At 58.6% G+C, this 14,709-nt stretch carries 15 protein-coding genes and 1 tRNA gene; 13 read left to right on the top strand and 3 right to left on the bottom strand.

Features of this window, described 5'->3' with window-relative positions; all coding sequences use genetic code 11:
- Positions 1-39 precede the first annotated feature (39 nt).
- From BLU07_RS06985 to BLU07_RS07010, 6 genes are all read left to right on the top strand, one after another.
- A complete protein-coding gene (locus BLU07_RS06985) occupies positions 40-2,784 on the top strand; it encodes a TonB-dependent receptor (protein ID WP_092385477.1) in 2,745 nt (914 codons plus the stop codon).
- The gene (locus BLU07_RS06990) at positions 2,784-3,887 is read left to right on the top strand and encodes a cytochrome-c peroxidase (protein ID WP_092385479.1); all 1,104 of its coding nucleotides are present in this window, start codon (positions 2,784-2,786) and stop codon (positions 3,885-3,887) included. The genes BLU07_RS06985 and BLU07_RS06990 overlap by 1 nt, the downstream gene beginning before the upstream one ends.
- A gap of 148 nt (positions 3,888-4,035) precedes the next feature.
- The gene (locus BLU07_RS06995; protein ID WP_157719112.1) at positions 4,036-4,653 is read left to right on the top strand and encodes a QsdR family transcriptional regulator; all 618 of its coding nucleotides are present in this window, start codon (positions 4,036-4,038) and stop codon (positions 4,651-4,653) included.
- 55 nt (positions 4,654-4,708) lie between these two features.
- Positions 4,709-5,950 (top strand): RNA polymerase sigma factor, encoded by a 1,242-nt coding sequence (locus tag BLU07_RS07000; RefSeq protein WP_092385483.1) that lies wholly within the window; start codon positions 4,709-4,711, stop codon positions 5,948-5,950.
- 165 nt (positions 5,951-6,115) lie between these two features.
- Entirely contained in the window at positions 6,116-6,478 is a 363-nt protein-coding gene (locus BLU07_RS07005) for a YciI family protein (protein WP_092385485.1), read from the top strand.
- Positions 6,479-6,488: 10 nt separating this feature from the next.
- Positions 6,489-6,839 (top strand): DUF1428 domain-containing protein, encoded by a 351-nt coding sequence (locus BLU07_RS07010; RefSeq protein WP_092385487.1) that lies wholly within the window; start codon positions 6,489-6,491, stop codon positions 6,837-6,839.
- A gap of 63 nt (positions 6,840-6,902) precedes the next feature.
- On the opposite strand, the gene BLU07_RS07015 is transcribed toward BLU07_RS07010, so the two are convergent.
- Positions 6,903-7,901, bottom strand: coding sequence for a hypothetical protein (locus BLU07_RS07015; protein WP_092385489.1), 999 nt, complete (start codon positions 7,899-7,901; stop codon positions 6,903-6,905).
- Positions 7,902-8,442: 541 nt separating this feature from the next.
- Between BLU07_RS07015 and BLU07_RS07020 the strand changes: the two genes are divergently transcribed.
- Positions 8,443-8,637, top strand: a complete 195-nt coding sequence (locus BLU07_RS07020) for a hypothetical protein (RefSeq protein ID WP_092385491.1) — start codon at positions 8,443-8,445, stop codon at positions 8,635-8,637.
- Between the two features lie 565 nt (positions 8,638-9,202).
- Here BLU07_RS07020 and BLU07_RS07025 read toward each other — a convergent pair.
- Positions 9,203-9,293 (bottom strand) — tRNA-Ser (locus BLU07_RS07025).
- A gap of 203 nt (positions 9,294-9,496) precedes the next feature.
- Here BLU07_RS07025 and BLU07_RS07030 point away from each other — a divergent pair.
- The 6 genes from BLU07_RS07030 (at position 9,497) to cls (ending at position 13,103) form a co-directional block, all read left to right on the top strand.
- Positions 9,497-10,168: a Bax inhibitor-1/YccA family protein gene (locus BLU07_RS07030; RefSeq protein ID WP_092385493.1), complete on the top strand. Its 672-nt coding sequence runs from the start codon at positions 9,497-9,499 to the stop codon at positions 10,166-10,168.
- Between the two features lie 84 nt (positions 10,169-10,252).
- Positions 10,253-10,642: a sulfurtransferase complex subunit TusD gene (gene tusD / locus BLU07_RS07035; RefSeq protein ID WP_092385495.1), complete on the top strand. Its 390-nt coding sequence runs from the start codon at positions 10,253-10,255 to the stop codon at positions 10,640-10,642.
- A gap of 1 nt (position 10,643) precedes the next feature.
- Positions 10,644-10,997 carry a sulfurtransferase complex subunit TusC gene (tusC, locus tag BLU07_RS07040; protein ID WP_092385497.1) on the top strand — a complete coding sequence of 118 codons (354 nt, stop codon included), beginning with the start codon at positions 10,644-10,646 and terminating at the stop codon, positions 10,995-10,997.
- A 10-nt stretch (positions 10,998-11,007) separates the two neighbouring features.
- Complete coding sequence (tusB, locus tag BLU07_RS07045; RefSeq protein WP_231701703.1) at positions 11,008-11,310, top strand: sulfurtransferase complex subunit TusB; 303 nt, start codon at positions 11,008-11,010, stop codon at positions 11,308-11,310.
- Positions 11,307-11,645 carry a TusE/DsrC/DsvC family sulfur relay protein gene (locus tag BLU07_RS07050; RefSeq protein ID WP_092385501.1) on the top strand — a complete coding sequence of 113 codons (339 nt, stop codon included), beginning with the start codon at positions 11,307-11,309 and terminating at the stop codon, positions 11,643-11,645. Before tusB ends, BLU07_RS07050 begins: the two co-directional genes overlap by 4 nt.
- 12 nt (positions 11,646-11,657) lie before the next feature.
- Positions 11,658-13,103, top strand: a complete 1,446-nt coding sequence (gene cls, locus BLU07_RS07055) for a cardiolipin synthase (RefSeq protein ID WP_092385503.1) — start codon at positions 11,658-11,660, stop codon at positions 13,101-13,103.
- Between the two features lie 7 nt (positions 13,104-13,110).
- Here the strand turns inward: cls and BLU07_RS07060 are convergent, their stop codons facing one another.
- The gene (locus tag BLU07_RS07060) at positions 13,111-14,637 is read right to left on the bottom strand and encodes a phospholipase D family protein (RefSeq protein ID WP_172830099.1); all 1,527 of its coding nucleotides are present in this window, start codon (positions 14,635-14,637) and stop codon (positions 13,111-13,113) included.
- Positions 14,638-14,709: the final 72 nt, after the last annotated feature.

Consider the following 14,709-nt stretch of genomic DNA (forward strand, 5'->3'; position numbering starts at 1 on the left):
GATAAGCAAGGTAACAGTCGATCAATCTGAGGATATTGCATGTCGATCATTACCTGCCAGCGCACTGGCCTGCGCCTGAATGCCCGCAAGCTGGTGCTGTTGAGTCTGATCAGCCTGGCCGCCGCGCCAGCAATGGCAAACCCGTCGGAACCAAACCCGTCAGCGGCGGCCAATGTCAGCGCGATACAAACCCTGGACATTCCGCCTGGCGACCTGACCAGTGCGTTGAATCTGCTGGGTGAGCAAGCCGGTATTCTGCTGTCTTACCCGGCCAGCCTGACGGCGGATTTGCACACCGACGGCTTGTACGGCAGCTACAGCGTGCAGCAGGCGCTGCAGTTGTTGCTGGTGGATACCGGGCTGGAGGTGGTGCAGCAATCGGCGCAGGCCTGGCGCATTCAGCCACTGCGCTCGGGGGCGGAGCGCGAGAACGCCACTGAGCTGCCGCATACCCTGGTGATTGGCCAGCGCCCCTACCAGGACAGCAAGATACTGCCGGGCGAAGAGCTGCGCAGCGGTATGCGCAATGATCTGGCCGAATCACTCAGCCTGTTGCCCTCGGTACGGGTCGACAACACCGCCAGTTCCAGTTTGCAGCAAGGCGACCTGCGCCCGGCGGAGCTCTCCATTCGCGGGGCGGCCACTTACCAGAACAAGCTGGTGCTGGATGGCGCCCCTATCGACAACCTGCTCGACCCTGGCATGAAAGAGAGCAACGGCAACTACGCCCGGGTTGCCGGGCATTCGCAGGGGGTGTTTGTTGACCCGGCGTTTCTTGGCCAGATCGAGGTGATCGACGTCAATGCGTCGGCGGCTGAAGGCGGCTTTACCGGTGGCGTGGTGCGTGCGGAAACGCGGGCCTATGACGGCAGCAACCGTTTTGAAATCAGCCATCGCCGCAGCAGTGATGACTGGACAAATTTTCATATCGACGATTCGCAGGAAGGTGAGTTCGGCGATGGTGCCGCGCAGTTGCCCACCGGGGTACCGGGTGACTTTCAACCTGATTTCCGCAAGAGCCAGACCAGTATCAACGGTGCCACACGGGTGGGCGATGTGGGTATTTTTGCCGGCTTCAGCGAGAAGCGTTCGACCATTTCGCAGAAGCAGATCGTCGTATCGGACCTGGAGTATTTCTTCGAGACCGGACGCATTTTCCGCCCCTCTGACGAGCGCAGCCTGAGTAGCCACTCGCGTACCGGTGTGGTGCGGATGGATTTGCTGGGGCGAGATTACCTGCTCAACGCATCGCTCAGTCTGAGTGATTTCAGTGAAGACAGTTTTCTGATCAATTACCGTGATTCGGAGTTTGAGAGTCAGCACAAGGGCGTCAACCTGAGCGTGAACTTTGCCCGCCGCTTTGGCCAGACAACGCTGGACCTGAATGTGAACGCCGGCTTCACTGCTGACCAGCGCGATTACCAGGAGAATGTGCTGGATCAGTACAAATACACCAGCGTGTTCGACGGCGCCCTCTTTGGTGGCCTGGGTGAGTTGCAGAACAATCAGCGCACGCTGGGCACCACGCTGAAACTGTCACGTGACCTGTCCGATGCCATCAGCCTCAACTATGGCGGTGAACTGCGCTGGGTTGGTTACCGGCAGGACCGGGGCAACAACTTCTACTTCAATGAATACACGCTGGATCAGAGCCAACCATTGCCGCCACCGATCAACCCCGGCTCCTGGGCCCCGGAAGATCAGTTTCTGCAACGCCGGGTGACGTATCAGGCGGGTGAGACCCGTTTCAATAATCTGAATGGTGCCGTCTTCGGCGAGTTGGCCGGTGAGCATCAGCGCTGGTTCTGGCGCACCGGTATGCGCGCCGAACGTGATGGCTGGCTGAAAAACACCAATATTGCGCCGCGCCTGGTGGCTGGCCTGCATCTGGATCAGGCCCGCCGCTATCGGCTGACAGCCGGTGCCAACCGTTACTACGGTAAATCTTTCCTTGCCTATCGGCTGCGCGAGAAAGAAAAGGACCGGGTGATCGTGTTTGAACGCCCGACGCCGGATGCCGAGTTCGAGCGGGTGGATAACAGCCATGACTGGCTACTGCGCGAGCTGGATACGCCCTACGATGACGAAATCAGCCTGAGCCTCAGCGGCCCGCTGTGGCGTGGCCAGGCCGGCTTGACCCTGGTGCAGCGCCATGGCGAGGATCAGGTACGTACCCGGTATGATAGTGACCTTGAGCAGTACCGGTTCGAGAATGCCGGCTCGAGCAAAACCGATCAGATTGATCTGTACTGGCACTCGAATCCGATGTACTGGCTGAATACCCGCTGGACTTTGCTGGGTACCGCCTCGTGGATGGACAAGAAAACCGACTCCACCTACCTCAATGGGTCCGGGGGCTATCTGGCCACTGCCGGGGCGGATGATCAGGTGCTTTTCGAGGGCCGCGAGATCAGCCGCTATGAACTGCCCGGCAGTGATCTGGCTACGCCGGTCAGCATCAACCTGGATCTGATCAGCGTAGCGCTGCAGGACCGGCTTGAAGTGCGCAATACGCTGGCCATTACTGATCGCTATGAGGCCCTGCGCACGCGCGGTCGCGATGCCGAGTCCGGCCTGCAGCGCTATGAAGTGGAACGCCAGGGCAGCACCCTGCGCTGGGACCTGAGCATGGAATACCAGCTGCTGCGCAGTGATGCATCGCCCTATGTGCGGGTGGATGTGATCAATGTCACCGACAATGACAATGTGGTGCGTTCCGAGGCAGGCGTGCAGCTCTTCGGCGTCGGCCGGCAGTACTGGCTTGAGCTGGGGTATCGATTCTGATGCGCTGGTTGGCTTTGCTGTGCGGATTCTGGGTATGGACTGCCAGCGCCGAGGTGGCGCTAGTGGAGCAGTACCGTGCCGGCACAGACCACTGGCCAGCGGCCGAGACGGACCCGTCAGTCCAGGCCGCGCCCTTGGCCCGACTGCCGGCCGAACCGCCCTACCCGGCTGACAACCCTTACTCCACGGCCAAGCGGGCGCTGGGCAAGCAGCTGTTCTTTGACCGGCGCCTGTCCGGTTCGCAGCAATTGGCCTGCGCCAGTTGCCATGATCCGGATCTGGGCTGGGCGGATGGCCGGCGCTTCTCGATTGGTCACAACCGGCAAGTGGGTGAAACCAATGCCCCCAGCATCATCAATACCGGTTACCAGACCCGGTTGTTCTGGGATGGCCGCGCGGCTTCGCTGGAACAGCAAACCCGGGCCAGCTGGACCAACCCGATCGAAATGGCTGCAGACCCGGACACCGTCGTCGCGCGTTTGCGGCACATACCGGGCTATGCCCCGCTGTTTACCGAGGCTTTTGGTGATAGCGCGGTAGACGAGCAGCGCATTATTCAGGCGATCGCCACTTTCAGCCGCTCGTTGACCAGCCAGAGCACGGCCTTTGATCGCTTTCTGGATGGCGAATCCGAGGCCCTGTCGGATGCCCAGGTACGCGGCTTGCACCTGTTTCGCACCAAGGCGCGCTGCATGAACTGCCACCACGGCGCCCTGCTCAGTGACGAGCAGTTTCACCACCTGGGTACCTCCTTCCATCTGGTGGGCAACTTCGAGGGCCGTTATCGCCAGACCGGCAAGCCGGAGCACGTGGGGGCCTTCCGCACGCCTGGGCTGCGCGGTATCGGCGCTACGGCGCCCTATCTGCATACCGGTATGGCCGGTGATCTGGACACCCTGCTCGCACTCTACAACATTGGCTGGTGGCAGAACGCCGAACTCAAGGACAAACCGGATGACATTCCCACCGCGCAATTGTCACCCTTGATCAAGCCCCTTGAGCTGAAGGCGGATGAACTGGCCGACCTGAAAGCCTTTTTGCACAGCCTGACCGGGGATATGCGTTATATGCTGATGCCCGAAGAGCTGCCGGCACTGGAATGAACAGTCAGTTTTTGCTGTAACCCCGTGCGGGTGGCTGTTCAGTCAGTAGGGTTTTCGGTTAATCTGTGGTACGAAATTGTCGAGTGGCCATTATGGACCAATGGCCAGTGTTGTCTCTCTAGAACGCCTGTCAGGGAAGTGTATCCACGTGCCAAAATCAATGACCCCGCTGAAAAAATTGCTCGCCAAGCCGGAGTCTTTGCGCGCCCAACCGATTGACGCCTTCAAGCTGGCCCGTAAAAAGTGGCTGAGCGGCGAACGAATCAATCTGGCTGAAATGAGTGATGAACTCGGGGTGGGCCGTGCCACCTTGTCACGCTGGGTCGGCAGCAAGGATCAGTTGCTGGCTGAAGTGCTCTGGTCCTTGTATGAGCCCATCTTCGAACAGGCCAGAAACGCCGCAACGGGCTCCGGCGCGCACTATATTGCCGAAGTCTATCGCCGGACCATGCAATCCATTCTGGATGCCAGGCCGCTGAAGGAGTTTGTTGCCCAGGACAGTCACTATGCCCTGGGCGTGATGACCGCCAGCAAGATTGTCCAGCAGCGCCGGCTGGCCGCGTGCAAGGCCCTGCTGCAGGAACAGATCGATCAGGGGCAGCTTGACCTGCCACTGGATCTGGACACCACCGCCTTTGTGATCACCCGGCTGAACGAGTCTTTTGTGCACAGCGAGGCACTGGTGGGCAAGATACCGTCGATTGACAAGGCGGTAGAGACCATTCTGGTATTGACCGGCGGTGCCGAGGCAAAAAGCCAGCCTTGACGCCACTCCGGCAATTGCGCAGTCTGCCTGAAAGCCACTTCCTGATGACTGCCGCATGGACAGTGCCTATGCACAGATAGAACGCTGCTATCGCCAACACGCTCGCCAGGTCCTGGCGACTCTGATTCGCCTGTTGGGTGATTTTTCCCTGGCTGAAGAAGCCCTGCAGGATGCTTTTGCTGCGGCTCTGCAGCAGTGGCCTGATCAAGGCCTGCCGGATGATCCCGTGGCCTGGTTGATTACTGCGGGGCATCGCAAGGGGATTGACCAGATTCGGCGTCAACAAACCCGCCGACGCAACAGCGAACATCTGCTGCTGTCAGCTGAAGAACTGACGGCAGCCACGGCGCTGGATGCACACGCCATTGCCGACGATCAATTGCGCCTGCTGTTCACCTGTTGCCACCCCAGCCTGGCTCTGGATGCGCGCGTAGCACTGACCCTGCGCGAGATGTGTGGGTTGACCACCGAACAGGTTGCCCATGCCCTGCTGATCAAACCCTCCAGCCTGGCCCAGCGCATCGTGCGCGCCAAACGCAAAATCCGGCAGGCCGGCATCCCCTATCAGATACCCGATACCGATGCCCTGCCCGAGCGTTTGCCTGGCGTTCTGCAGGTTATTTATCTGGTATTCAACGAAGGCTATTCAGCCAGCGCTGGCGACCAATTGACCGATGTTGATCTGGCGACCAATGCCCTGCAACTCAACAGCGAGCTGTTGAGTTTGTTGCCGCAAGGCGACGTTTTCGGGTTGCATGCCTTGATGTGCCTGCAGCATTCACGCCGTCACGCACGGTTGGACAATGCCGGTGACCTGGTACGTCTGGCTGACCAGGATCGCCGACGATGGGACCGGGACGAGATTGCCCGGGGTATGGACTGCCTGACTCACGCGCTGGCCTTGAGCCCTACCGGCTATTACACCTTGCAAGCCTGTATTGCCGCCGAACATGCCCAGGCCGATGGCGCCGAAAAAACCGATTGGCCCCGTATCGTGCGCCTGTACGACGCTCTGCTACGGCACCAGGCATCCCCCGTTATCGCCCTGAACCGGGCAGTTGCCGTGGCCATGTGCGAAGGCCCGCAGGCCGGGCTGGCCCTGTTAGCCGAGCTGTCGGCACAGCCGGCACTCGTCGAGTATCACTTGTTTCATGCCGCAGTGGCTGAATTGCAGAGCCAGGCTGGCGACCGCCCGGCGGCGATTCGTGCCTATCAGCAAGCTCTGGCATTGGCCCGGCAAGCGCCGGAGCAGCGCTTTTTGCAACGGCAGTTGAATGCCTTGCAGAACGCTGGCTGAAAAAAGTTTTCCTGCCCTGTCGATTTACCTGTCGTTGTCACGACTTATTGATATCTCCAAACCAACAAGGAGTTATTCAATGCAATTTATGTTGATGCGCAAGGCCGACCAGCAAACTGAACAGGTTCCCGCATTTGCCGACAACCCCGACACAGGAGAGCAGCAATGAAATACGTCGCCCTGGTGTATTACCAGGAAAGCCTTATCAACGCCATGAGCGAGCAGCAATGGCATGACCTCAACCAGGAGTGCATTGCCTGCGTCGAACGCTTGACCGCGCAAGGGCACTACCTGGCCGGCCAGGCGCTGCATCCCTCGGACAGCGCCACCACACTGCGCCGCCGGGATGACGAGATTCTGATTTCCGACGGCCCCTTCGCCGAGACCAAGGAACAGCTGGCCGGGTTTTACTTGCTGGAAGCCCGCGATCTGGATGAAGCCCTGCAGCTGGCCAGCAAAATCCCCCCTGCCCGCCTGGGCAGTATTGAAGTACGACCAGCGCGCGAGTTACCGCCCAAAGATGAATAAGGAGCACGTTATGAGGTATGTCGATGGATTTGTAGCGGCCGTACCCACGGCCAACAAGCAGCGTTATATCGAACACGCCAGAGCCGCTGCGGCGGTGTTCAAGGAGCATGGCGTACTGTCTATGGTCGAGTGCTGGGGCGATGACGTGCCGGAAGGAGAAGTCACCTCCTTCCCCATGGCGGTCAAGTGCCAGCCCGATGAGACCGTGGTGTTCTCCTGGTTTACCTGGCCCAGCAAGGCAGTGCGTGATGAAGCGATGCCGAAAATCTTTGCCGACTCGCGTCTTCATCCAGACGTGAACCCGATGCCCTTCGATGGCAAACGACTTATTTATGGTGGTTTTGAAGTCATTGTCGATTAGGTAGCTCACAGCGTTGGCGCCTGGCTGGCCCGGTAAAAGGCCAGCCAGGCCCGAGCCTGGGCCTCAGCGTATGGCCTCAAAGTAGCGCGGCCCTATCTGCCCTTTTTCGCCACCGTCGACAATGAAGTCATCGATGTAATAATGCGATTGCATGGTCGGCCCCCAGTTCCACGAGTTGGCATTGTTGCCCCCGAAAAAGAACTGATCCCAGACGCCGCCCTGTGCGTCTTCATTAATCGGGAATACCTGTTCGAACATGACATGGGACGCGTAGCCCTCCTTGTCGTATACCCAGATATCCATCATGTACTCGGTATCATTGCTGATGTTCCGAATGTGAAACTCCACGCCCCACCACTGACCCATCGAGCTGTTCAGCGTGGTATGCCCATCATCAATCGCCCGCCCATTGAAACCGGGTGCGGGGCCGCCACGATTGGCATTGACGATGATCAGGCCATTGGGTGTGTAGTTGTATTGCTTGATTTGCGGCACGGTGTGGTGCAAACCGTAGGTGTCGTTGACCAGTGAACAGTTCACGGTTTCACATTGCATATTGAAGGTATTGAACTTCCACGAAGCGAAATACTGGTAAGGCTCGCCCTCGGTGTAGGTACCAATCGGGCCGCCACCGGAACAACGGCCTTCGGTGCCCTCGCACGAGGTCGGGTACATGTTGGCAGGGATCCAGACCATGTAGAACACTCGGAAGTCACGGTAGCCGCCATTGGCAAAATAGAGCCCCAGCCGGCTCGGCCCCCGGTTGCTTTTGCCAATATCAATGGTGGCCGACTTGGTGCCACGCCAGACCTGCCGGTCCCCACTCGCCGGGCCGATCCAGGGCTCTGCCGAGGCATTCGTATTCCAGACCGAAAAGTAGCCCCAGGGCCCTTTGCCGCCATCGGCCAGTTGGGGCATCAGCTCGGGAAAGCGATCGTCGTAACGATTGCCGCACTGGTTGTGATACCAGATACATTCGCTCTGATCCCAGTCCTCCAGGCCATCAAACTCTTCAACGAAATCAAAGCCCCACAGCTCAGCCTTGTTGGAAGACTGCTGCACATTCCAGCTGCTTGACGGCTCAGGGGTGGGCGACGTCGGCGGCGGTGCGGGATCTGGTATGGGCTCAGGCTCACCACCGCCACCACCGCCTCCACCGCCTCCACCACCCAGACAGGAGGACAACAGCAGCGTTGGGAGTAACACGGCCCCCGTCGTAAAAACTCGAGGTATCGTTTTTCCGGTGTAGTCAGTCATTTTATTGTCCCTGCAAACTGAATGTGTCGAACGCATCACCCCTCTTGCACAACGGATGCGACAACACTATCCAGCACAGGGCAGACACAACGATAAAGATCTCATTCAACCTTTGCAGCAAGGGTTAGCTGTTACCAGGACCAGCGGTTGCCATTGCCTGACCAGACGCGATGTGTGGCGCAATGCCATAAAACATCTCTGAACCAGTATTGTTATTTGGTTGATTTTCTTTGTCGCGTTTCTTTACCGCGAACCACTTGAAACGATAATGATTATCGTTTAGTGTTTTTTCAGGATCACCAGCACGTCATTCACCCCTAACCCAGCACATCATAGAGAGAAGCCCATGCACATTTACCGCGTCCCCGCCTTTTTGCTCTATGCAAGCCTGGCGGCTTCAACCAGCCTGATGGCCGATAACCGCGTTGAGCACTTCAAGGGGTCGAAGGCAGAGAATACGGAGAATGACAGCGCAGCCCGCCCCGGGGCTGCACATGATGAGAACGGTGAAGGGCTGTCAGAATCGCTTGAATCACACTGACAAAAAAGCCGATGAATGGCCCAGCACCATAGGGCTCCAATTGCCCAAGGCGGGACCGAAACATCGGCTGTAAAGAAAGATACTTCGAACGGGTGATGCGCTCAATGACCAGAATAGGGATTCCGATATTCGGTCAGACAGGCAGCCGGGTTCTCACCCGGAAACTCAGCCGATAACGCAAAAAGCCCAGCAAGGTTCCGGTGAAGTGCGGGCTGAAATACGACAGGGATTATTCGGCGCCTACGGCGCCTCACCCCTATGGGGTCGCCGTCGCTGCGCTCCGGCGCTCCTCCGCCAGCGTTGCTGGCTCCGGTCGAACGAGGGTTCTCACCCGGAAACTTAGCCGATAACGCAAAAAGCCCAGCAAGGTTCCGGTGAAGTGCGGGGCTGAAATACGACAGGGATTATTCGGCGCCTGCGGCGCCTCACCCCTACGGGGCCGCCGTCGCTGCGCTCCGGCGTTCCTCCGCCAGCGTTGCTGGCTCCGGTCGAACGAGGGTTCTCACCCGGAAACTCAACCGATAACGCAAAAAGCCCAGCTTTGGGCTGGGCTTTTTGCGTTATATGGCGGAGAGACAGGGATTCGAACCCTGGGTAGGCTATTAACCTACGCCGGTTTTCAAGACCGGTGCATTCAACCGCTCTGCCATCTCTCCACGGGGCGCCATAGTACCGGAAACTTCAGGCTAGTCAATGGTCTATAGACTCAGGCAGGCATTTTTCTCTGCCTGGTTGCCTTTACTTACAGTTCAGGCTGCCGCTGGTGAGCTGCGAGCCTTGATTCTAGCCTGTTTACCGGTATGATCATGGCAAGTTGTATTTTTAATCTGGTTTCGACCTTTTAGGGGAGTGTTCTCACATGAATGTGCAAGATAGTCAGCAAACGCTGCAACACAGCGCTGTCAACGAGGCTGAAGTCAGCAAGCTGTTCCGCAATACCTACGCGCTGCTGGCCATGACGCTGGCATTCAGTGCCATCGTGGCGATGGCTTCCATGGCTTTGAACCTGCCACGTCCCAATATCATCATCATGCTGGTCGGCTTTTACGGTCTGCTGTTTGCCATCACCAAGTTCCGTAATTCCGGTCTTGGCCTGGTACTGACCTTCGCGCTGACCGGTTTTATGGGTTACACGCTGGGGCCGATTCTCTCCTACTACCTGACACTGCCCAATGGCGGTCAGTTGGTGAGCATGGCGCTGGGTATGACGGCGATGGTGTTCTTTGGTCTGTCGGCCTTTGCCATCCTGACCCGCAAGGATTTCAGCTTCCTGTCCGGCTTTATCATGGCGGGCTGTATCGTTCTGCTGTGCGCGATGGTGGCCAGCTTCTTCCTGCAGATTACCGGCCTGTCACTGGCTATCTCGGCTGGTTTTGTGCTGTTTTCTTCTGCGGTCATTCTGTATCAGACCAGCTCCATCATTCATGGTGGTGAAGACAACTACATCATGGCGACGGTGACCCTGTTCGTATCCATCTACAATCTGTTCCTCAGCCTGCTGCACTTGCTGGGGATTTTCAGCAGCGACTGAAGTTGCCTTTTCAGGGCATCTGATCCCTGAGGTATACTTCCAAGGCCCGCTTTCTGCGGGCCTTCTTGTTTGAGGCGAGACTGGATGAAATTTGCGATTGCCCTGCTGGCTGGCGCGCAGGACCCTGCCGCTCGCTCGGCGCTGGAATTTTCCCGCGCTGTGCTGGCCTCTGGTCACAGCATCAGTCGGTTGTTTTTCTATCGTGATGCAGTGCACCTGGCATCGTCATTGGGCGTGCAACCTCAGGACGAGTCCGATCTGGCTGCCGAATGGCGTGACTTTATCCAGCACTATGAACTGGATGCCGTGGTGTGTATCGCCGCTGCCCTGCGCCGCGGTGTGCTGGATGACGCCGAGGCGAAGCGTTGGGAACGCGCCAACAGCAATACGGCAGAACCCTGGGTACTCTCTGGGCTTGGCCAGTGGGTAGAGGCAATGCAACGGGCAGATCGGGCGGTGACCTTTGGCAACTGAGATGCAAAGCCTGCTGATTATCAGTCAGCATGCACCTTTTCAGCATGCGGCACGCGAGGCTCTGGATCTGGCGCTGGCGTCAGCGGCCTTCGGCGTGCCCGTGGGCATGCTGTTCATGAATGACGGGGTGCTGCAATTGCTCAAGGGGCAGGATGCGGCACAGGCGCAGCAGAAGTCGCTGGCGGCCAATTTGCAGGCGCTGCCGCTGTTTGGCGTAGAAGATCTGATGATTTGTCAGCATTCACTGACCGAACGCGGTTTGCAGGTGCGCCAGTGCCAACTGGACGTACGGCCCCTGTCGGGGGCGGAAATCACCTCGTTGCTGGAACACTATGACCAGGTCGTCAACCTGTGAGGAGCCAAGGGTGATTTTGCACATTCTGCGGCATTCGCCGGTCAATCATCCCAGCTTTGCCAGCTGCCTGCGTTCCCTGGGCAGCCGCCAGGGGGTGCTGTTGATCGAAGATGCGGTATACGCGCTGCTGCCGGGTACTGCGTTCAATCAATCCCTGCGGCTGTTGCCGACTTCCGTGAGCATTCATGTGCTGGAGAGTGATCTGGTGGCACGCGGTATCGCGCTGGATGATTTGCCCGATCGGGTCGGTCAGGTCAATTACCTGGACATGGTGACGCTGTGCACTCAGCATGACAAGGTGGTGAGCTGGTGAGTACCGATCTGCTGGTCGGTGAGCGCAGGATTGCCGTGGATGACGATGGCTTTCTGCGCAACCGGGCTGACTGGGATAATGAGGTTGCCGCCGCCCTGGCCGCCCGGGAAGGTATTGAACTGACACCGGCGCACCTGGAAATCATAGTGTTGTTGCGACAGTTCCATGCCGAATTCCAGCTGTCGCCGGCCATGCGCCCACTGGTCAAGTATGTGGGTCTGCACCTGGGGGCAGACAAGGGCAAAAGTATCTACCTGCTGCAACTGTTCCCCGGCAGCCCGGCCAAACTGGCCAGCAAGCTGGCCGGGCTGCCGAAACCGGATAACTGTCTCTAGAGGTCTGCGCTCATGTGGGACAACCTGCAGGATATTTTCGGGGTTGCGCTGGTCATTCTCTACTGGTTGTTCACGGCGTTGGTGACCTTGCGGGTGATCACCAAGCGGCGCGCCGTGAGTGCCAGCCTGGCCTGGCTGCTGGTGATTTACATTCTGCCGGTGTTTGGCGCCATGCTGTATCTGATGCTTGGCGAGCTGAGTCTCGGCAAGCAGCGCTCTACCCGTGCCGAGAGCATGGTTGAACCTTATCTCGACAACCTGAAGAACGGCTATTCCAGTCAGGATATTCCGATGCCCGGTGGCCAACAGTCGCTGGCCATTCACCAGTTGCTGGCCCATCGCGTCGGTATTGGCGCCCTCGCCTACAAGCATTTGCAGGTGCTGGATACCCCGGCGGATATATTTGCCCATCTGCAGGCTGACATTGCTGCAGCGCGTGAAAGCATTCGCATCGAGACCTATATCTGGTTTTGCGGTGGCCGCGTGAATGACATTGCCGAGGCCTTGATTGCGGCCAGTGAACGCGGCGTCAAGGTGACCATTCTGGCCGACCATGCCGGCAGCCGACGCTTCTTCCGTTCACGCTGGCGCAAGCGTCTGGTCAAGGCCGGTGTCGCGGTGGTCCCGGCCCTTCCGGTGCGGCTGTGGCGCGCGCTGGTCAACCGGATCGATGTGCGCCTGCACCGCAAACTGGTCGTGATTGATGATCGGCTGGCGTTCACGGGCTCGATGAATATGGCCGACCCGGACTGCTTCAAACGGGGTGCGCGGGTTGGGCCCTGGATCGATACCATGCTGCGTATTGAGGGACAGGCGGCGGCCGGGCTGGCCAAGGTGTTTGCCTGGGACTGGGAAGTGGAAACCGGTCAGCGCAGTTTGCCCGTGTTGCCGCCGGCGGGCGATCATCCGGATCACTGGCTGTCGATCATTCCCTCCGGCCCGGGTATCGGTGACGACCTTATCGGGCAGTCGGTGCTGGCCGGTATTTACCGGGCCAACCACAGCATCACCATTGCTACGCCCTACTTCGTGCCATCGGAAGCCATTTTTGATGCGCTTTGCCACGCGGCAAAACGCGGGGTAAAGGTGCGGCTGCTGGTTCCCAGATACAATGATTCGCTGATGGTCGGTTGGGCCAGCCGTTCCTACTACGAGCCGCTGTTGCTCGCAGGGGCGGAAATCCTCCGGTTTGAGGGCGGGCTTCTGCATACCAAAGCGATGCTGATGGATGACGAGTTGGCTCTGGTGGGCAGTGTGAATCTGGATATCCGCAGCCTGCAGCTGAATTTCGAACTGACGGTGGCGCTGTTCAACCCGGTCAGCTGTGCGGAAATCGGTCAGTTGCTGGAGCGTTACAGTGCTCGCTGTCAGCCCTTGTCTTTGATCGAGTGGCAGCAACGCGGGCGCGGGTCACGCACCCTTGAACGCCTAATGTATTTTATGAGCCCTATTCTCTAAGCTGCTGTTAAAGCTGACTTTCAATGGGCAGCCAGCCGATCATCCAGGTGATGAGGCGCCGCGCAACGCCAGTACCGGGTTCGCGCTGCCAGGCTACGTCGTCTGCCAGCCACTGCAGATCGCCCTGCTCGTCCAGCACGACCTGCCAGGCATAATCATTGTCCGTCCAGCGCTCGAACAAACTCCCCATGTACTCGGCCATGCCAGGATGCTCGATGAGTACGCCAGCCTCGGTATTCAGGCTGACCGAACGCGGATCCAGGTTCAATGAACCGATAAATACCGTGTGCCGATCAAAAATGAATTTTTTCGCGTGCAGGCTGGCCAGCGAGTCACTGACAAAGGCGTTGACGCGTTCATTTTGCGCTGCCAGAGGGCGCAGCTCCCATAGCTCCATCCCCGCTGCCAGCAGTGGTTTGCGATAAGGGGCATAGCCGCTGTGCACTGCCAGCACATCGGTACTGGCCAATGAGTTGGTCAGCACGGCAACCCGTACTCCGCGATCCAGCAGGTGGGTCAAGGCGACCTGCCCGCGTTCACCGGGCACCAGATAGGCACTCATGATCAAGAGCTCATGCTCTATCTCACCGGTGTGCCGGGCAAGGCTGCGGCTGAGGAAGGGCTCGCCGGCCAAGTCACTGTGTGCATCGGCTTTGGCTGGCGGATCGTACAACCAGGTAGCCGGACCGTTGTACCAGGCCAGGCGACCATCCTGAAAAGCCTGGATGAAACTGGAGCCGGCTACCGCTTCCATCAGCGTGCCCTGAGCAGCTTCGCGACGCGCTGCCAGCAGTTGTTCCCGCAGTGCAGCCAAGGCCTGATCATTACTGCGTGGCAGTATCTTGCTCACTGGCTGAGCCAGATCATGGTTCCAGAACAGGTCGAAACTGGCCCCGGCTTCCTGGGCAATCGGCCCCAGACCAATGATGTCGATATCCTGAAAGTCCATCGGGCTGAGCGCATAGTATTCATCACCCACATTGCGCCCGCCGGTAATCATGGCCACGCCATCTACCAGCAACAACTTGTTGTGCATGCGGTAGTTGATGCGTCCGAATTCAAACACCTTGCTGAGCATGCGCAAATGGCGCAGCTGCAAAGGATTGAACAGACGCACGTCGATATTGGGATGCCAGTCCAGGCTGCCGAGATCTGTATCGCTCAGGCTATTGCCGATGTCATCGATCAGCAAGCGTACCCGTACACCGCGGTCCGCCGCCTGCAACAGGTGGGCAGCAACCAGTTTGCCGGTGGTGTCATCAGCGTAGATATAGGTTTGCAGGTCGATGCCGTAGCGCGCCTGGTCAATCAGGTACAGGCGAGCGGCCAGCGCGTCATTGCCTTCATACAGGGGGTTGAATGCCGACCAGTCATTCGGGTCGACCAAGCGGTCATTGACGTAGCGAACCAGTGGAGAGGATTCATCGGCTGGCAGGACGTGGCTTGAGGGCAATTCATGTTGCGGTAAATGCGTAGCGCAGCCGGCGAACAGGCTGGAAAGCAAGGCCAGACATAATACGCGCGTGATGGACAACCCGAATCTCCCTTTCATCCGGGATCGATACGATCCCGACGGACCCAGTCTAGCAGACCCGCCGGGGTATCG

It is taken from the genome of Halopseudomonas salegens (assembly GCF_900105655.1).
Classification (GTDB): domain Bacteria; phylum Pseudomonadota; class Gammaproteobacteria; order Pseudomonadales; family Pseudomonadaceae; genus Halopseudomonas; species Halopseudomonas salegens.

Excerpts from the sequence above, each read along its gene's own strand:
- tusC (WP_092385497.1), top strand. The coding sequence starts at position 10,644 with ATGCAAAGCCTGCTGATTATCAGTCAGCATGCACCTTTTCAGCATGCG.
- BLU07_RS06985 (WP_092385477.1), top strand. The coding sequence starts at position 40 with ATGTCGATCATTACCTGCCAGCGCACTGGCCTGCGCCTGAATGCCCGC.
- BLU07_RS07030 (WP_092385493.1), top strand. The coding sequence starts at position 9,497 with ATGAATGTGCAAGATAGTCAGCAAACGCTGCAACACAGCGCTGTCAAC.
- BLU07_RS07020 (WP_092385491.1), top strand. The coding sequence starts at position 8,443 with ATGCACATTTACCGCGTCCCCGCCTTTTTGCTCTATGCAAGCCTGGCG.
- cls (WP_092385503.1), top strand. The coding sequence starts at position 11,658 with ATGTGGGACAACCTGCAGGATATTTTCGGGGTTGCGCTGGTCATTCTC.
- tusD (WP_092385495.1), top strand. The coding sequence starts at position 10,253 with ATGAAATTTGCGATTGCCCTGCTGGCTGGCGCGCAGGACCCTGCCGCT.
- BLU07_RS06990 (WP_092385479.1), top strand. The coding sequence starts at position 2,784 with ATGCGCTGGTTGGCTTTGCTGTGCGGATTCTGGGTATGGACTGCCAGC.
- BLU07_RS07010 (WP_092385487.1), top strand. The coding sequence starts at position 6,489 with ATGAGGTATGTCGATGGATTTGTAGCGGCCGTACCCACGGCCAACAAG.
- BLU07_RS07000 (WP_092385483.1), top strand. The coding sequence starts at position 4,709 with ATGGACAGTGCCTATGCACAGATAGAACGCTGCTATCGCCAACACGCT.
- BLU07_RS07005 (WP_092385485.1), top strand. The coding sequence starts at position 6,116 with ATGAAATACGTCGCCCTGGTGTATTACCAGGAAAGCCTTATCAACGCC.